Here is a 19,874-nt window from a genome sequence, read left to right on the forward strand (position 1 = left end):
ACAAATTACATATACGAACGCAAATTTATAATATTTATTATTTACTATAACATGAAATGATTTATTTTTACTGATTTATAATAACTGTCTATTAATTCCGTTGAAAAAATAATGAGAAAAATTATTTTGGCTTATCTAGTACTAATTCCGTTCGTTTCTTTTGCCCAGATCAAAGGTGATGCAACCATCAATTGGTTAGAAAAAAAAGAAATGTCCTATGGTGATTTCAAAGTTACGATCCCTTTTTTTTCAGGAAATAGTTTCCATTATAATGCTGCTGCCAAAACGCTCCTTTTTACTTTAAAAATAAATGAACCAGTCTCTTTTGATGAAGGGAAAATTCAAGTTACAAATATAATTTACGAATCGATTACTGCTGCTGAACTCGGAGATTTAGATATCGAAAACCTTCCTAAAACAGTAAGTTCGTCTTTGCAAATACGTAATTCCAGAGAACTAAAGAATGCCTTTATTGAGCTTACACCAATAATTAAAGATAATTTTGGATTCAAACGAATCAAATCCTTTTCGTATGAAATAGAGCGTAACGCTTCTAGAATTTCACCCTCCGAAAAAACGTTTAATGGCATTTCTAATTCGGTTTTATCGAGCGGCACTTGGTTTCGATTTTATATTGAAAAATCTGGCGTGTATAAAATCTCTAAAAGCTTTCTGCAACAACTCGGACTTGATGTTACATCTGACCCCAGAAAAATAAAAATATACGGCAATGGTGGGCGAATGGCACCATTGTCCAACAAAATTTACTATCCAAATGACTTGATCGAAAATACAATTCAAATAAATGGCGAAGGGGACGGCATTTTCAACAATGAAGATTACATTCTTTTTTATGGTGAAGGCGTTGATACTTGGAATGAGGAAAGCAAAACACACCTTAACTTATATGACACAAAATCGTATTACTACATTACAACACAAGGTGCTGACGGGAAAAGAATGGCGCCTTTAAGTCAGCCTGCAGGAAACAGTACGTTGACTTTAACCTCCTTTGATAATCACCAACACCATGAAGTAGATCTGGTAAACATAGCTCGATTGGGCCGTCAATGGTTTGGCGAATCATTTGAGGTTAAAAACGAACAGGAATTTGACTTTGTCTTCCCTAATTTTGACGCCACATCAACCGTTAAAATTATGCTGACAGCCGCCTCAGCAGCTTTTACACCTACCTCACTTACTGTGACCGCAAACGGAATTTTAGTCGGAAACATCTCGTTTCCTGCGCTGAATAACAATTCAGAAACTGAATTTGTTTTGGGGTTTTTACCCTTTAACGCTTCGTTCAGTGGAGCCGAAACGGTCAAAATAAAGCTCAAATACAACAACAATGGCGTTCCGGGTTCTAAAGGCTTTCTGGATAATATTAGACTAGTTGCCAAGAGAAAACTTCAAGGATACGGAAAACAATTTCATTTTCAATACGATCAATCCAGGACAAAGACCGGAATTGTCAATTATCTTATTTCAAATGCCGCTGGAATCTCTCAAATATGGGATGTTACGGACATCTACAACACAACTAAAATCGAAAATGCAGGTCAAAATACAATCAATTTCAAAGCAGGTTTGGGAGAACTCAGAAAGTACATTGCAGTGGAGGCCTCGGATTATTATATTCCTTTAAAAGAAAGCCGATCAACGGTCCCGAATCAAAACCTAAAAGGAACCTTATTCAAAAATAGTCTGGGTCAATTTCAAGATATTGATTATGTAATTATTTCGCCTTCATTTTTAGTTTCTCAAGCTGAAAAACTAGCTAGTTTTCACCGCAATTATTCTAATTTGAGTGTAAAAGTAATTCCTTTAGAATCGATATATCAAGAATTTTCTTCGGGCAAACAGGATGTAGCTGCTATAAGAAACTGCATTAAGTACATCTATCAAAATGCTTCAACACCACAAAAAAGAATGCAATTCATTAACCTTTTTGGCGATGCTTCCTACGATTTCAAAAACAGAATCATCAACAATACTAACGTTGTTCCTATTTATCACTCTTTAAATAGCAATACATCGGGAGAATCCTCTTTTGCCTCTGATGATTTTTTTGGACTAATGGATCCTTCAGAAGGTAATGTTATTTCCTATTTTGGCGGAATCGATATTGCAGTTGGCAGAATGCTGGTGAACGACTCCAAGCAGGCGGATGAAATGGTGAATAAAGTAATTGAATATCACGACATAAAATCTTACGGAAGCTGGAGAAATAATTTTGTTTTAATTTCTGATGATTCAGATATTGCCTCCGATGCCACTTTGCAAAAAAAACAAAATACGCTTGCAAATACCATTGCTGCCGAAAAACCTTTTTTGAATGTCAATAAAATCCTCTTGGATTCCTACATTCAGGAAGCCGCTGCTGGAGGATCCAGATACCCTAAAGCACGAGCCGATTTCTTTAATGCTTTCGAAAAAGGCGCTTTAGTATTTAATTATTTAGGTCATGGTGGCGAGGACGGTTTGTCAAGCGAGCGGATATGGGAAAAATCAGACGGACAAAATTTAAGCAATCAATTCAGATACCCATTATTCATAACTATTACCTGTGAATTTTCCCGCTTTGACAATCCCTTTAGACCTACAGCTGGGGAATATACGTACTGGAACCCAAAAGGCGGAGCAATAGCCATGATTACAACGATTCGTTCCATTGGTCAGTTTAGTGCCGAAAACTTTAATGATGTTTTTACTAAAAATTTATTATCGTACGGCTCAAACCAATATTCATCTATTGCAGAAGCACTGAGAATTTCGAAAAACAGCAATCCCAATTCAGCAACAAATGTCGTCTTTTACATTGGTGACCCTGCATTAATGCTTGCCATTCCCAAGCCAAAAATTAGATTAACAAAAGTAAATGACATTGCTGTTACCCAAAATATTGAGGACTTCAAATCACTCTCTAAAATCAAGTTGACCGGTGAAGTTACGGATGAGAACAACAATCCTTTGACCAACTATAATGGTGAAGTTTCCACTACTATCTTCGACAAAACCATTTCAAGAGCAACCTATAATAATGACGGAAATAGTCCAGTCATGAATTTTAATGTTTTAGGAGAAACCATATTCCGGGGAAATGCATCGGTTACAAATGGTGAATTTGAATTTAGCTTTGTTGTACCACGAGACATCAGAATCCCTTTAGCAAACGGAAGAATTAGCTTTTATGCCAAAAAAAATCAAGTATTACAAAACGAAACCGGATATGATGCTGCCATAAAAATAGGTGGAATAAACGAAAATGCCGCAACAGACAATATTAGCCCAACTGTGAAGTTATACATGAATGATGAGACTTTTGTTTCTGGCGGAATAACAAATGAATCTCCGTTTCTTGTTGCGTTACTTGAAGATGGAAACGGCATAAATACAGCCAGCGGAATAGGCCATGATATTGTTGCTATTTTAGATGGAGATGTAAGCAATCCCTTTGTATTGAATGACTATTATCAAACAAAACTGGATGATTTCACCAGCGGAACACTTCGGTTTCCGTTGCGCAATTTAGCTCCCGGGCTGCACACCATCACATTCAAAGCTTGGGATGTGTACAACAATCCAGTAACCGCTGAAATCCAGTTTATTGTAGTGGGTGATGATGCCATAACATTGACACATGTATTAAATTACCCCAATCCATTTGTCAGCTATACGGAGTTTTGGTTTACACACAACAGACCATTTGAACCATTAGACGTTCAGGTTCAGGTAATGACGATAACAGGAAAAATAGTTTGGACTAGGAATCAAATCGTCACGACAGATGGTTTTTTATCCAAAGAAATCACTTGGGACGGCAAAGATGATTTTGGAGACCGAATAGGAAAAGGCGTGTATATCTATAAACTCACTGTGAAATCAAGCCTAACCAATAAGAAATCCGAAAAATATGAAAAACTTGTAATCCTTTAATTAAATACTATATTTGTCTAACAAACCTTCTGAAATAATGAAAAAAACAGTATTGATTATTACCCTTATATTTATGATTTCTTTTGCAAAAGCTCAGGATAGAGTCATAAACCCTGGGGTTCCATTTTTATTAGTCGCTGCCGATGCAAGAGCTGCAGGTATGGGTGATATAGGAGTTGCTACATCCGCAGATGCTTTTTCTCAGCAATGGAATCCAGCGAAATATGCATTTGCCACAGATGCACAAGGGTTTTCAATAAGTTACACACCGTACCTCACTGATCTGGTAAATGATATCGCATTAGCGCAACTGACCTACTATCAAAAACTGAATGACCGAAGTGCTTTTGCAGGAAGTATTCGTTATTTTGGATTAGGCGAAATTGAATTACGCAGAACAGGCGAACCTACAGAAGCCTTTCCTACCGTATCGCCTAATGAATTTGCTATTGACGGTTCCTACTCCTTAAAACTAAGCGAGAAATTCTCGATGGCGATTGCAGGACGATTTATAAATTCTAATTTAAAAATTGCTTCCGAAAACAACGATGCCTCCTCTGCCAGTTCATTTGCTGTTGATGTAGCCGGTTTTTACCAATCCGAAGAACTGGCGTACAATGAATTCAACGGGAGATGGAGAGCTGGGTTTAACATTCAAAACTTAGGTCCAAAGATTAGTTATGACAATGATGATTTTAACAATAACTTTTTACCCGCTAATTTAAAAATCGGAACTGGTTTTGATTTTATTTTAGACGATTACAACAAGGTTTCGTTAAATGTTGAATTTAATAAATTATTAGTTCCAACTCCTCAAAATCCAGATTTGAATAATGATGGCACAGTGACTCCCCAAGAACGCAATCAAAACAATGACAATTACCGCTCAATAGGCTGGACATCCGGTGTTTTTAAATCATTTGGTGATGCGCCTGATGGATTTGGAGAAGAGGTGAAAGAAGTAACTTATGCGGTAGGTGCTGAATATTTGTACCAAGATTCCTTTGCCATGCGATTGGGATATTTCCATGAAAGTCCGTTGAAAGGGGCGAGACAATTTTTATCCCTTGGAGCAGGTTTTAAATACAATGTTGTCAAAGTAGATGTTTCGTATTTATTCTCAGCATCAAAAGTAAAAAACCCTTTAGAAAACACCCTTCGTTTTTCACTTACCTTCAATTTTGGAGATAAATACGAAGAATATTAAACATAAATAAAATTCACCAATAATAATCCAAATTTCAGCCCGAACGCTTCGGAATGAAGTTTGGATTTTTTTTCCTTAAATTAGTATGAAAGAAATAATAATTACTACACAATTCAAAGCATTTGATGCCTTTGAAGATTTGCCAAATGACATTCAGAATTTAATGGGACAAGCTGTTGAAATTAGAAAAAAAGCGTACGCCCCGTATTCAAAATTCAGAGTTGGCGCAGCCCTTCTTTTAGATAACGGCAAGATCGTTTTAGGTTCAAACCAAGAAAATGCGGCTTACCCATCCGGGCTTTGTGCGGAGCGGGTGGCTATTTTTCATGCAGGCGCAGTCTATCCAGAGGTTAAAATTTTGAAAATGGCTATCACAGCTGCTTCAGATACTAATACGACTTCGACTCCAATACCGCCCTGTGGTTCTTGCAGACAATCCATAGCCGAATATGAAATTCGGCAAGAGACACCGATTGAAATCTATTTCATGGGAGAGATTGGTACAATTTACAAATCCGAATCTCTAAAAAACCTGCTCCCTTTTATGTTTGACAAAAAATACTTGTAAAAAATCCAAAAACTACCTATTAAATTTTAGTTCTAAGTTGGAATGTCTTATTTTTGCATGCCGACCATTCGGGCGCAAATTTGTGGGAGGAAACTATTTTGCGTTATAGGTACACATTGATAATACAATAACACTTTAGCAAAAGAAAAATTCAGATGAAAGAAGTTACAAAAGAAGTATATTTAAAGTGGTATGAAGACATGCTGCTTTGGAGAAAGTTTGAGGACAAACTTGCAGCATTATACATCCAACAAAAAGTTAGAGGTTTTCTACATTTATACAATGGTCAGGAAGCGGTACTAGCCGGTGCATTGCACGCCATGGACTTGACAAAAGATAAAATGATTACCGCGTACAGAAATCACGTTCAGCCAATAGGAATGGGAGTTGATCCCAGACGTGTGATGGCGGAACTTTTAGGAAAAGTTACCGGAACTTCAAAAGGAATGGGTGGTTCTATGCACATTTTTTCAAAAGAACACCGTTTTTATGGTGGACACGGAATCGTGGGCGGACAAATACCTGTAGGTGCAGGATTGGCTTTTGCAGATAAGTATTTTGAAACTGGGGGTGTTACTATGACCTATTTTGGTGATGGCGCCGCACGCCAAGGATCTTTACACGAAGCCTTCAACATGGCAATGTTATGGAAACTTCCAGTTGTATTTATTGTCGAAAACAATGGATATGCCATGGGAACATCTGTAGGAAGAACAGCGAATCATACTGATATCTGGAAACTAGGACTAGGATATGAAATGCCTTGCGGGCCAGTGGATGGAATGAATCCTGTAAAAGTTGCTGAAGCAATGACAGAGGCAATTGACAGAGCACGTCGTGGTGACGGACCTACTTTTCTTGAAATGAAAACATACCGTTACAGAGGTCATTCGATGTCAGACGCGCAATTGTATCGTTCGAAAGAAGAAGTTGAAGAGTACAAAAAAATCGATCCAATTACACAGGTTTTAGATATAATTAAAGAAAAAGAATACGCTACCGATGAAGAAATTGGGGCAATCGAAAAGAGAGTGAAAAGTTTAGTTGAAGAGTGCGTAAAATTTGCTGAAGAATCTGAATACCCACCTATTCAACAACTTTACGATGTAGTATACGAACAAGAGAACTATCCATTTTTACCTCATAAACTATAAATCAATTATGGCAACAATAATTACAATGCCTCGTTTGAGCGATACGATGACGGAAGGAACGGTAGCGACTTGGCTAAAAAAAGTAGGGGACAAAATCAGCGAAGGCGATATCCTTGCCGAAATTGAAACAGACAAAGCAACAATGGAATTCGAATCCTTCAATGAAGGAACTCTTTTATATATAGGTATTCCGGAAGGAGAAACCGCAGCTGTAGATTCTTTGTTAGCAATTATTGGAGATGAAGGCGAAGATGTTTCTGGTTTAATCGCTGGAAAAACAGCTGATGTGGCTCTAGTTAAAGAAGAGGCAAAAGCTACTACAGAAACAACAGAAGCAACTCCCGATGCTATAAAAGAAGAAACAAAATCTACTACCACTGCTTTACCAGAGGGAGTTATAGTTATTACTATGCCACGTTTAAGTGACACCATGACCGAAGGAACTGTTGCGACTTGGTTGAAAAAAGTAGGCGATACAGTTGCCGAAGGAGACATTCTTGCTGAAATTGAGACAGACAAAGCAACAATGGAATTCGAATCTTTTAACGAAGGATCTTTATTGTATATTGGAATTGAAGAGGGGAATTCAGCACCAGTAGACAGCCTTTTGGCAATCATTGGACCAGCAGGAACGGATATTTCCGGAATTGCAGAAAATCATAAAACTGGCGGAGCACCACAAGCAGCACCCGTAGCTGAAAAAGAGATAGAAAAAGAAGTTGCTTCGACAGAAAAAACTTCAGAACCAGTTGCTCATGAACCAGTTGCTCAAGAAGAAGCATCAACTAACGATCAACGAATTTTAGCATCCCCATTAGCAAAGAAAATTGCAAGTGATAAAGGAATTCAATTGGCACAAGTAAAAGGTTCTGGCGAAAACGGACGTATTGTAAAAAGCGATATTGAAAACTTCACGCCACAAACTGCTGCTCCAGCGCAGACAAATGTTGCGGTTGCACCAGCCAAAACAGAAACTGCCGCTGCGCCTAAAGTATTTGTTCCAGCAGGAGAAATTTTTACAGAAGAAATCAAAAATTCGCAAATGCGAAAAATCATTGCGAAACGTTTAGCAGAATCTTTATTCACCGCGCCACATTACAACTTAGTGATAGAGGTAGCAATGGATGAAGCAATGCAATCAAGAGTAATCATTAACAGTGTTCCAGACACAAAAGTATCGTTTAACGATATGGTGATAAAAGCGTGTGCAATGGCTTTAAAAAAACACCCAAAAGTGAATTCACAATGGAGAGAAGATTCAATTCTTATCAACCATCACGTGAATGTAGGAGTTGCTGTAGCGGTTGAAGACGGATTAGTAGTTCCTGTATTGCGTTTTACAGATGCGATGAGTTTATCACAAATTGGCGGAAGCGTAAGAGATCTTGCAGGAAGAGCTAAAAACAAAAAATTATTACCTACAGAAATGGAAGGAAGTACTTTTACCGTTTCTAATCTTGGAATGTTTGGTATTACTGAATTCAACTCAATCATTAACCAACCCAATTCTGCTATTCTATCCGTAGGAGCTATTGTAGAAAAACCGGTAGTGAAAAATGGTCAGATTGTGGTAGGAAATACAATGATGTTATCTTTAGCTTGCGACCACAGAACAATTGATGGCGCAACTGGAGCTCAATTTTTACAAACATTGAAACAATTTATAGAAAACCCAGTTACGATGCTTGCGTAATAACTCCGTTTTTAAAATACAAATCCCGTCTTGTTTCAAAAACTTGATGGGATTTTTTATTTATTCTTTTCTTCAATCCAGCGCGACATATATTTCGTGCTTTTTAAAGTATGGTGTTGCAACATGGCTCCCATAAAATTACGCAGTCGATGCTCCTTCAAATTAGCACATAAAAATTCTATTTTAATTCTAAAGTTATTTTCGAACAAATATTTTATATATCGCTCATTAATAATTTTCAGTCCATTTTGTTGGGCTTGAAGCCAAATTGCTTTGTCTTGGTATAATTGTACTGCAACATCCGCAAAATCAACAACATCATCCGTGATGTTACCGTTCCAAGATAAATCACCATGCATGGATTCTGAACCAATAGTAGTTGTTACGCTTGGCGTTCCGCATTGCATGGCTTCTAATAATTTACCTTTAATACCCGCGCCAAAACGCAAAGGAGCCAAAACCACTCGTGCTTCCTTCACAACTTCTTCCGCATCAATGGCGCGTCCCAAGATTAAGAAGCCTTCTTTCTTATTATGCAATTGCAGTACCTTTTGAGAAGGATAAGCACCATAAATATTCAAAACTGTTTCTGGCAAACGCATCTTGATTAAGGGCCAAATCGTTTCTTTTAAATACTGAACCGCATTCCAATTGGGCTCATGAAGAAAATTCCCGATAAAAACAAAGTTTTTTCGTTCCTCAAAGAAAGGTAGCTTGTCTATTTGGGCAACAACAATTGGTTCCAATAAAAAAGGCAAATAATACAATAAGGCTTTCTCAATTTTAAATGTAGATTCCAAAAGTTCCACTTCAAATTCAGAAATCATCAAAGACAAATCACAACGTAAAATACTGGCTATTTCACGTTTGGCTACCTCTTCAACAAATAAATCAGAGGTCTTAAAGGAACGATTTTCTTTGAATGCTTTCTGACGAGCCAATCTCAGACAATGTAAATCTTCGGTGTCTAGCAACCGTAACGCATCCGGACAATTTTCGGCAACACGCCAACCAAATTGCTCTTCCATCATAAAACGGTCAAACAAAACCACATCTGGATTCAATTCTTTTATAAAAACATCAAAACTGGAATTATTAAGTTCTATTGCTGTTTTCTCCACTTCGTACTCTTGTAAATCAACCATATAATCACTGTTTTGTGCAGGACTGGCAAACGTAATGCTAAAACCTTGCGCTTTAAAGAGTGAAATCAATTCCATCATCCTTCCTCCCGCTGCAGACGAATTGGGTTCCGGCCAAACAAAACCAATAATTAAAAGCTTTTGAACTTGATTCATAATATTATAAAATTTCAATTGCAAAATAATGCTATTTTGAGTTCAATCCAGTGATTTGAATCAAAAATAGATTATAAAACACTAATTTTACACCAAATAAATTTCATCAGTATGTTAGGATTAAAATTAGCCACAGACCCGCGTTGGGTAAATATAGTTGAATCAAATATAGAAGAAATTCTGACGGATCATGCGTGGTGCGAGCAAAAGGCTGCTTCAAATGCCATCAGTATTGTTACCTATAACTCGGAAATAGAAGAACTAGTAACCGAAATGTTAATAATTGCAAGAGAAGAGTTAGAACATCTGCAAATGGTACATGACTTAATAAAAAGCAAAGGATTAACTTTAGGCAGAGAAAGAAAAGACCATTATGTAAATCAACTTTTCAAATTCATGAAAAAAGATGGCAGCCGAAAAGATGCATTGTGTGACCGATTATTATTTTCAGCAATGATTGAAGCAAGAAGCTGTGAACGATTTAAAGTTTTATCAGAAAACATAAAAGATGTTGAACTGGCTACTTTTTATAGAGATTTAATGATTAGTGAAGCGGGACATTACGCCACATTTTTGAGATTTGCACGGGAATATGCTGATAATGTAGATGTTGACAAAAGATGGGCAGCATGGATCGAATTTGAAGGATCAATTATCACTAATTACGGAAAACAGGAATCGATTCATGGATAATTAATTCTTCGAGTATTTAATAGGTTGTATTAGTGTTTATTCGAGTAACAAAGACATTCTGTGGATGTATTTATTTAGCATTAATGTAAAGTCAAAATAAGCCCTGTCTTCTACAATTATAGTTCCTTTAGGAAAAATCAACTGATCCAAACCATAGTTGCCATGAGTTTTAGTATCTGGAATGTTTACTAAGTCTGGAATTTAAAAATAATCATCCCAACAAGTGTGTATTTTTATGCCGTTTTTAGCTGTCCGAAACTTTGTCCAATCAAACATGTTTAAACATAAGCTGATTGTGATGCTATCTATCAATTTAATGTTTTGGTCTTTGATTTCTTCGATAATCTTACGCTGATTATCATTTTTAGTGTTCTTTTATAATGCTATAAAATCCTTTAATACACCGTTTCATATATTCTCCAATTGCGTTTCTTATTACCATCACTCATGTTGGTGCGTGTTGGATTTTGCAGTAATCCTAAATCCTTAATAAAGGTATTGGTGACTCCGATTCTAGCGAAAATATCGCCTAAAGTATAGCATTTATTCAGCTGTCTGTAAGTTAGAGCTACAAATTGATCATAAGTCTTATCCTTACTGCATACTTTATCGCTTTTGTATTGTTTGGCACAAGATTCAAGGATCCATCGAGGTACAAGGTCAATAATTTGACGAATGACCGGTTTTTTAGTATTTTTATTGCATTTGAAGAGCCAGATTATAAGTGTTATTTATTTTGCAAAAATAAAAACACGAGATTCTCAGACATTTTTTATTTTAGACTTTCGGATGACAGTGAAAAATTACTTGATAAAATCGATGACGTAGAGCATCGCAAAAACAGACGTTATAGTTTAGTTTCACTATCATAAAACGACAAGTCTTCGTGCCACTCCAGGCAAAAAAGTAGGCGAACGACTTGGGCACCAAGGCAATACCTTGGAATTGATTACCAATCCAAATGTTGCCATTGCGCTGAGCATTAACCAGAATTTTTATAACTATTGTGGGGATTTATCTGACCGACCAGTACTATTTATGCTACGCCGACAAGTTGTTGACATTCCCGCCGATTACTGCTGAATTTACTGAGCATCGTATATTTTAAAAAACTTGCCCAAATGGTCATCATACAAAAGCTTTGTTCGCTAGCTGAGTTAACTCGCCGATAAGTTACAGGTGTAATATTCAAGCTACAATTGCTTATATGCATACTAGACAATACTAGCCTTTCGAAAGGATGAGCGAGTTTTTTAACGATGCTTGTAATTTAAAAATGGCATAGGGCACTTTTGTTCCTTATTGAAAGATTTTGCGCAAAAAGCCCAACCTGCCTGCGAATTGATTGCTCAAAAAGTAGGAAACGGAAAAGTGGTCGTAGGTGACTAAACAAGTGCCAAAGTCAATAGAAAGAAGGGATGGTTCTGTACTTTTCAAAGCCAAGGTGCCACTTATATTACATTTTCAAGCAATATAGGAACTACTACTACAGATGGAAATTTCCCCTAACGGTTTTACAAGCTCCATTCTCGTTCATGATTGTTGGCGGAGTTATTTTTAAATAAAAAGTAAAACGCATCAAATATGCATCCCTCATTTACTCCGCGAACGTGTTTTTTTCGAAGAGCGTTGTGGATCTCAATGGACTATATATTTCAAGGAATTGCTATACGAAGTAATAAAGCTTAAACGGAATTTAACATCAATTCAATATCTCAATCCAATATTTCAAAGGAACCTAATCATGGAACAATTATCCGTTTTGCTACTTACTTCTGTTTCCGAAAACAGGAAGGATCTTTATGCATTATGCAAGCGAATAAATATATAAGCAATATGTCTTTACTTTTTTATTCCACAACTAGGGTCCTCCAGACAACAATGCTTCTGAAAGAGCTATCCGTAATGTAAAAGTGAAACAAAAAGTATCCGGATAATTTAAAACCGAAAACGGGGTGCAATTTTATATGATCATTCGTTCGGTAACCGATACTTGTTTCAAAAACGGATAAAATGTATTAGCGTCCTTTAAAACTAGTGCTATATTACAACCTGAATAGTTGCATTTTTTCTATAAAAACATAAAGATTGTAGCGGAAAGCCCGACCCTTGCGGTCAAACCCATATACTACAAAACCCCAAGAAAATCTTGAGGTTTTTTGGGTATATTCGAAGTTGGATTTTGGATTTTCTAACTTTTGATTCTATGAATTTTGACTATAGAGTCACCGCTTCTTTGATTCGGCGTAAGGCCTCAATTAACAATTCTTCACTGGTTGCATAAGAGAAACGGATACAATCCGGGTTTCCAAAAGCGTCACCCGTTACGGTTGCTACATTAGCTTCGCCTAAAAGGTACATTGAGAAATCATTGGCGTCTTTAATAAATGTTCCTCTTAATGTTTTTCCGAAGAAAGAGGAGACGTCCGGGAATACGTAAAATGCACCTTCTGGAACGTTGATTTTTATTCCAGGAATGTCTTTTAATAATCTAACCACTAAATCTCTGCGGCTATGGAAAGCATCCACCATGTGTTTTAATACACTTGGGTCAGCATCTACCGCGGTAATAGTAGCACGTTGTGCAATACTGTTAGCACCACTTGTTACTTGACCTTGAATTTTTGTACACGCTTTTGCAATGAATTCTGGTCCGCCAATGTATCCAATTCTCCAACCTGTCATAGCGAAAGCTTTGGCAACTCCATTTACTGTAATAGTTCTTTCTAGCATTCCCGGGATGGATGCGATGCTGCAAAAAGTTCCTGAAAAATTGATGTGCTCGTAGATTTCGTCAGCGACAATATAAATGTTTGGATATTTCTCCAATACTTTAGCTAAAGCCGTCAATTCTTCTCTATTGTATACAGATCCACTTGGATTACAGGGGGAACTGAACCACATCATTTTTGTTTTTGGAGTTATGGCAGCTTCTAATTGTTCTGGTGTGATTTTGAAATCCGTATCTACAGATGTAGGCACCTCTACTGGAACTCCACCAGATAATTTTACGATTTCGAAATACGAAACCCAGTAGGGAGCGGGTAAAATTACTTCGTCACCGTCGTTTAGCATTACTTGAGCAATGTTGTATAGCGATTGTTTTGCTCCGGTTGACACTACAATTTGAGAGGGTTTGTACTCTAAATTATTGTCTCTTTTGAATTTTCTGCAAATGGCTTCTTTTAATTCTAAATAACCTTCTACTGGAGAATAGGTGCTATAATTTTCGTCTATTGCTTTTTTAGCTGCTTCTTTGATAAAGTCCGGCGTATTGAAATCTGGTTCGCCTAAGCTTAAACTGATAATGTCTCTTCCTTGTGCTTTTAATTCTCTGGCCAAAGCTGCCATTGCTAATGTTTGAGACGTAGATAAATTGTTTATTCTATCGGATAATGGATTCATTGTATTAGGTTGTAGTTAGTTTATTAGTTAGTAGAGATACGCAGCAGTGCATCTCCAGGTATGTTGTGATTATATAAGTTCCGGTTTCATTCCCAATTCTTTCAAATGCTTAAAATGAGCAATAACGGCACTTCGCATTGTTTTGTATTCGTAATATGGCAAGTTGCATTCTTGAGCAGTTTGCTTTACGATACTCGCAATTTTCCCATAATGCACGTGACTGATATTTGGAAAAATATGATGCTCAATTTGGTGATTTAATCCACCGGTGTACCAGTTTACAATTTTGTTCTTTGGGGCAAAATTGGTGGTGGTAAACAGTTGGTGAATCGCCCAGGTATTATCCATTTCCCCTAATTCATTAGGAGAAGGGTTGGTCGTTTCTTCGACAACGTGGGCCAATTGGAATACAACACTTAATATGAGTCCCGCGGTATAATGCATTAGGAAGAATCCAATTAAAACTTTCCACCAACCAATTCCAATAACGATTGGTAAAACGATCCATATGGCGGCATAAATAATTTTTGTTATAATTAAAGTGGTCCAAAGTATTTTTGGACTTTTTGCTTCTCCGTATGACAATTTTCGCTTTAAGTAGCTTTTCATCTGCTTAAAATCAGTTGTAATAGCCCAGTTGAAGGTTAATAATCCATATAAGAATACTGAATAATATTGCTGAAAACGGTGAAAATTATACCATTTTGCTTCTTTCGTAAAACGGATTACGCGCCCGGCATCTAGATCCTCATCATGACCCGGAATGTTTGTGTAGGTATGGTGTAAAACATTGTGTTGTACTTGCCAGTTGTGTACATTTCCCGCCAGTACATAAATAGTTCCCCCCATAAATTTATTGACCCAGTTTTTAGTGGAATATGACCCGTGATTGCCATCATGCATCACATTCATGCCTACTCCTGCCATTCCAATTCCCATAACGATTGTTAATAAAAGGTGTGACCAAAATGGCATGTCAAGTGTCAAGATTAAAAAATAAGGAGCAAGAAAAACCGTAATCAAGATGACAGTTTTCAAATAAAGTTTCCAATTTCCAGTCTTTGGGATGTTGTTTTCTTTAAAGTAGGTGTTTACCCGTGAGTTAAGTGTTCTGAAAAATTTCAGGCTATCTTGTTTTGCAAATGTTGGTGGCGTATTTGTCATAAAAAATTCAATAAAGGTCAAAGGTAATTATTATAAATTTTTGGATATACAAAATTGAGATAAATATTTTAACTCTAAAGTATTACTTTTGTTAAAAAATTAAAAGATGAATGAGATTCTGAAGCATTTTCCTAATTTATCGGATATTCAAAAAGAACAATTTAAAAAATTGGATTTTTTATACCATGATTGGAACGAAAAAATAAATGTTATTTCCAGAAAAGATATTGATGCCTTGTACACCAAGCATATTTTGCATTCGTTAGGTATAGCCAAAATTATACAATTTGAACCCGGAACGTATGTTCTTGATGTGGGAACAGGAGGTGGGTTTCCTGGAATTCCATTGGCGATTCTTTTTCCGGAAACGCATTTTTATTTGATCGATATTATTGCAAAAAAAATAAAAGTGGTTCAGGCTGTTGCTGAGGGATTGGAATTAAAAAATGTTAATGCTGCGCAAATGCGAGCAGAGAATGTAAAAGGAGATTTTGATTTTATTGTGAGTCGTGCCGTGACGAATATGCCGGATTTTGTTTCTTGGGTGAAAACCAAAATCAAAAAGAACAACAAACACGAATTGAAAAACGGAATTCTCTATTTAAAAGGAGGCGATTTAACAGCAGAATTAAAGGGTTTCCCTAAAGCGACTGAATACAATTTAGTTGATTTTTTTGAAGGTAAATTTTTTGAAACAAAGAAAGTAGTCCATGTGCCGTTGAAATTTGTGGGTTAGAAACAAACAATAATTTTGTTTCTAACGGCTTTTTTTCAGGAAAGAGGAATCTCTGATTGTTAAGATTCTTTCTAATTATGTAAGGGAAATCCAAGAGTTACCTTAGTTCCTTTTCCCAATTTACTTTCAAGTTGAATTGTTCCTGAGTTTTTTTCGGTAAATGTTTTTACGATATAAAGACCTAATCCAGTTCCTTGGATTCCATTGGTATTACTGGCCCTAAAAAAAGTATTAAATAACTTTGGTTGATCTTCGGCTGGAATTCCAATTCCAAAATCAATAATCTCTAAACAAATACTTTTTTCGATGACACATAAATTTAGCTCAATATCACCAAAGCCTTCTGAATATTTAAAGGCATTGTTTAGTAAGTTGAAAATAGTATATTCCATCAGTTTTTGATCTGCCATAACCTGAAAATTATCACCTTTGATGGAGGTTTGAACTTTTCTTCCAATTAATTGATCGGGATAACTTATTTCGATCACATCCAGGCAAATTTGTTTTAAATCAAATTCGGTAGGATCGAAATTCGTTTTTCCGGAGTCCTCCTTTGAGATCGTTAGCACAGCATTCATCAATTGAACAATGCGATCAATTTCTTCAATAATACAATCAATTCTTTTTTGCAAACGGGGAGCATTTTCTATTTTTTCATTTTCTAAGTAAAGACTTATTAGTTCGGCACTAGTTCTGATTGTTGTCATGGGCGTTCTGAACTCATGTGATATTGTGGATACTAAATTAGTGCGAAGATCATTTAAATCGCGTTCTTTCAGCAATGCTTTTTCAATTTTTTCTTCGGCTTCTTTTTGGGTGGTAATTTCTCTGTTTGAGGAATGAAAGCTAATTGCAACGCCATTTTCTTTAACTAAATTGGCCTTAATTTCAAACCAAATATAAGTGCCACTTATGTTTCTAAACCGGACCTGAATTGCTATGTCTTCCATTTCTGTTAGAAATCCTATAATGTGACTTTGAAGTTTCTCAATATCATCAGGATGGGCGTAATCTACAGGAAATTTACCTATTAAAGATTGTGGAGTGTATCCTAATAGTTTTTCAATGGAAGGAGAAACGTATTTGAACGAGGTGTCTGTATTATGCAAGCAAACTAAATCAACGGTGTTGTCAGCTAAAAGACGGTATAAATTTTTAGCTTTGTTGAGCTGAATGGTTTTGATCCTGTTATTTTCTTCGGATAATATTTTGTTTTGTTTTTCAATCCTTTTCCGATCCGTTATGTTGATCATCTGGAAAATATGACGTTTCGTTTTGTTTCGACTGCTTTTAATTATTGAAGCAGATATATACATCCAAATAACAGATTCGTTTTTATGAATAAATCTTTTTTCTAAATTGAAATTAGATATTTTTCCGGAATTTAATTGCTCTTTTAAAATAAAATCATTTTTTAAATCTTTTGGATACGTTATTTCTTGAGAGGTTAAAGACGCAAATTCTTTTTTTGAGTAACCTAACATTTCACAAAGTTTTTCATTGACTTCTAGAAAATTATCATCAATGTCTATTAACGCCATTCCTGCTGCCGAATATTCAAAAGCATCTTTAAACTGTTCTTGGCTTTGTTGTAATTCATCTTTGAGTATCTTCTCTTTGGTGATCTCTTGCATTGCACCAATCATTCGTATAGCTTTGCCTTCATTGTTTCGAATGATTATGGCCTTGTCATGAACGAATCCATAGGAAGTAGCTGTTTTTTTATAACGATACTCATGAGACCATACATTAATTTGACTTTTAGTAGCTTCATCTAGACTTGCAAAAACAGCTTTTTTCTCATCCGGATGTAAAAAATTATTAAGCAAACTGGCTGCTAGGACATTTTTCTTAAATGTATAACCAAAAAGCGTTTTAAAACCATCTCCGACATAAATTTTGTCAGTAGTTAAATCCCAATCCCAAATGGCATCAAAAGTAGCCTTGCTAAAATAAGAAAAGCGTTCGTTACTTTCTTTTAAGGCATCCTCTGCTTTTTTCTGTGCCGATATGTCAATAAAGGAACATATTACGAAACGTAATTCATTATGTTTTCCCAGTACGGGTACAGCATCAACTAACAACCACACTAAATTTGTAAGCAAGGGATTATATACCCCCATTACGACATTGTTTACTGGCTTTAGTGTTTGGATAGCTTGAGGGACTGCATGATCCTCCGCTTTAAATAAAGTGCCGTCAAGATGAATTGTCTTCCAATGCTCGTCGTAGGGTGTTTTTCCAAGTAATTGGTCCTCTGTGAGTCCAAGCATTTCGAGGGCTGCTTTGTTGTTTTCTAATATTTCTGAGTCAGGTCCTTGGACTATAATTCCTACAGCTATATTGTAGATTATACTTTTAGTTAGCTGCCGGCTTTTAATAATTTCTTGCTGGGCTTTTTTACTTTCAGTGATATCTACACCAAACCCTACCATCATTTCTAGGGTTTCATCTTCATGAAAAACAGGAGTTAGTTTTCGGGTATGATAGGTCTTTGTGCCATCAAGATGTTCTATGGTATCCTCCCACTCAATTGTATTTCTGGATTTTATAGCTTCTAGAAAATGGATGCGCCTGATTTTTGCAAATGCATCATCTCTGTTTGTATGATTTGCATATTCAAAATCGTTTTTTCCTATAATGAATTTTCGTAGCTCATCATTTTTTATAGCGGCCGGATTTAAATACGTGTAGGTTTGGCTGCTGTCTAAAACGGCAACATCTGTAGGGAGCCTGTCTAATATTTTTTCATAAAATTCTTTTTGTAGGACTAGCTTTTGTTGAATTTCAATATACTCAGTAATGTCTCTACAATTTCCTACATATATTGGCAGACCATTTTTTTGAGATAATTTTAAGCGTGTGGCATGCCAAACATAATAACCTTTCTGATGAAGAATTCTATAGGTAAATTCACCCTCGTTTTTCCCGGTTTCAATTGCTTCACTTAAATAAGTTTTGCAATTTTCTAAATCGTCAGGATGTAAAAACGAAGTGTTACTTTTGCCTAAAATATCCTTACTCTCATATCCTAAGTACTTAGTCCAGTTGTCAGAAGCATAGGTGATTATTCCTTCTATGTTAAGCTCGTAGGTAATTTCTTTTGAATTATCAATAAATTGTTCAAATTGAGTATCCTGTTCTTTTATTGTTTTTTGTAAGCTCTGGTTTTCAATATGTAATTTTAATAAAAATTGGATTTGTAGTATAGTATATTTTAGATGTTTTAACTGCATTACAGAAAGCTCTCTAGGGTTGGTATCCATAATACATAGGGTTCCAATGACTAGATTTTCATTAAAACATATAGGGAACCCTGCAAAAAAAGCTATTAAATTTTCGGGAGGAGCATCAATGTCTTTATTTATGTTTGAAATAATTTTAATTTTATTATTCTGGATGACATTCTCATTAAGTTCGAAAATAATAGGGGAGATGGGAATATAATCAAAACCTATTTTTGTAACTGTGATGGGACTAATAGAGTCTGTTAATGAAATAAATGCAAGAGGCATCGCGCATATCTCGGATGCAAATAATAAAACTGTACTGAATTCTTCTTGAATAGTTCTATTTTGAAATAATTCGTTTATTTTTTTCTTGTCAAATACAGGCATAGGTTCTTGGAGTAATTGATTAATTAACAATTATTTGCCATTTTAATTTGGATTACCACCCATAAAGTAACATTAATTTTATAACAAATAAAAATTTTTAAAAAGTAACAGTTATTTTTTTTTAAATATAATATATTATTAAAATTTAAATAATTGATTTTAAAGGTGTTAAATTACATTAATAATGGGGTATAAAAATTTTTGGGTATAAAAAATCTATTAATTAAAAATAAGATTTGACAAGGTAGTCTAGGATCTTAAATAGTCAAAAACAGCATTTATTTGAAATAGTGCCGGAGCTAAAAATTCGCTAAGCTCTTAAATGAATATTTTAAATCATCCGCATTATTTTTATAACATGAATTTAAATTAGCTTTATTGGATTTTAAAAATTGAATTT

At 35.6% G+C, this 19,874-nt stretch carries 11 protein-coding genes and 1 pseudogene; 7 read left to right on the forward strand and 5 right to left on the reverse strand.

Features of this window, described 5'->3' with window-relative positions:
- The first annotated feature begins 111 nt into the window (after positions 1-111).
- The 5 genes from porU (at position 112) to EKM00_RS09200 (ending at position 8,561) form a co-directional block, all read left to right on the forward strand.
- A complete protein-coding gene (gene porU, locus EKM00_RS09180) occupies positions 112-3,939 on the forward strand; it encodes a type IX secretion system sortase PorU (protein WP_126515977.1) in 3,828 nt (1,275 codons plus the stop codon).
- Positions 3,940-3,976: 37 nt separating this feature from the next.
- The gene (gene porV / locus EKM00_RS09185) at positions 3,977-5,146 is read left to right on the forward strand and encodes a type IX secretion system outer membrane channel protein PorV (RefSeq protein WP_126515978.1); all 1,170 of its coding nucleotides are present in this window, start codon (positions 3,977-3,979) and stop codon (positions 5,144-5,146) included.
- A gap of 85 nt (positions 5,147-5,231) precedes the next feature.
- Positions 5,232-5,714, forward strand: coding sequence for a cytidine deaminase (cdd, locus tag EKM00_RS09190; protein ID WP_126452640.1), 483 nt, complete (start codon positions 5,232-5,234; stop codon positions 5,712-5,714).
- A 155-nt stretch (positions 5,715-5,869) separates the two neighbouring features.
- Positions 5,870-6,868 carry a pyruvate dehydrogenase (acetyl-transferring) E1 component subunit alpha gene (gene pdhA / locus EKM00_RS09195; RefSeq protein ID WP_126515979.1) on the forward strand — a complete coding sequence of 333 codons (999 nt, stop codon included), beginning with the start codon at positions 5,870-5,872 and terminating at the stop codon, positions 6,866-6,868.
- Positions 6,869-6,875: 7 nt separating this feature from the next.
- On the forward strand, positions 6,876-8,561 hold the full coding sequence (locus EKM00_RS09200) for a pyruvate dehydrogenase complex dihydrolipoamide acetyltransferase (RefSeq protein ID WP_126515980.1): 1,686 nt from the start codon (positions 6,876-6,878) through the stop codon (positions 8,559-8,561).
- Positions 8,562-8,617: 56 nt separating this feature from the next.
- Here the strand turns inward: EKM00_RS09200 and EKM00_RS09205 are convergent, their stop codons facing one another.
- Positions 8,618-9,859 (reverse strand): glycosyltransferase, encoded by a 1,242-nt coding sequence (locus EKM00_RS09205; protein WP_126515981.1) that lies wholly within the window; start codon positions 9,857-9,859, stop codon positions 8,618-8,620.
- A 111-nt stretch (positions 9,860-9,970) separates the two neighbouring features.
- Here EKM00_RS09205 and EKM00_RS09210 point away from each other — a divergent pair, with 111 nt between their 5' ends.
- A complete protein-coding gene (locus EKM00_RS09210) occupies positions 9,971-10,552 on the forward strand; it encodes a tRNA-(ms[2]io[6]A)-hydroxylase (protein ID WP_126515982.1) in 582 nt (193 codons plus the stop codon).
- Positions 10,553-10,571: 19 nt separating this feature from the next.
- Here the strand turns inward: EKM00_RS09210 and EKM00_RS14950 are convergent.
- The 3 genes and pseudogenes from EKM00_RS14950 to EKM00_RS09230 all read right to left on the reverse strand — a co-directional run.
- A pseudogene (locus tag EKM00_RS14950) lies at positions 10,572-11,271 on the reverse strand (DUF4372 domain-containing protein); the annotation flags it as partial.
- A 1,498-nt stretch (positions 11,272-12,769) separates the two neighbouring features.
- The gene (locus EKM00_RS09225; RefSeq protein WP_126452652.1) at positions 12,770-13,957 is read right to left on the reverse strand and encodes a pyridoxal phosphate-dependent aminotransferase; all 1,188 of its coding nucleotides are present in this window, start codon (positions 13,955-13,957) and stop codon (positions 12,770-12,772) included.
- A gap of 69 nt (positions 13,958-14,026) precedes the next feature.
- Positions 14,027-15,121: a fatty acid desaturase family protein gene (locus tag EKM00_RS09230; protein ID WP_126452654.1), complete on the reverse strand. Its 1,095-nt coding sequence runs from the start codon at positions 15,119-15,121 to the stop codon at positions 14,027-14,029.
- Positions 15,122-15,227: 106 nt separating this feature from the next.
- On the opposite strand from EKM00_RS09230, the gene rsmG reads away from it, so the two are divergent.
- Positions 15,228-15,857, forward strand: coding sequence for a 16S rRNA (guanine(527)-N(7))-methyltransferase RsmG (rsmG, locus tag EKM00_RS09235; protein ID WP_126515983.1), 630 nt, complete (start codon positions 15,228-15,230; stop codon positions 15,855-15,857).
- A gap of 71 nt (positions 15,858-15,928) precedes the next feature.
- On the opposite strand, the gene EKM00_RS09240 is transcribed toward rsmG, so the two are convergent.
- Complete coding sequence (locus tag EKM00_RS09240; RefSeq protein WP_126515984.1) at positions 15,929-19,504, reverse strand: PAS domain S-box protein; 3,576 nt, start codon at positions 19,502-19,504, stop codon at positions 15,929-15,931.
- Between the last annotated feature and the right edge of the window lie 370 nt (positions 19,505-19,874).

Origin of the sequence: Flavobacterium sp. RSP15, assembly GCF_003968755.1 — a bacterium.
In the GTDB taxonomy this organism is placed as follows: Bacteria; Bacteroidota; Bacteroidia; order Flavobacteriales; family Flavobacteriaceae; genus Flavobacterium.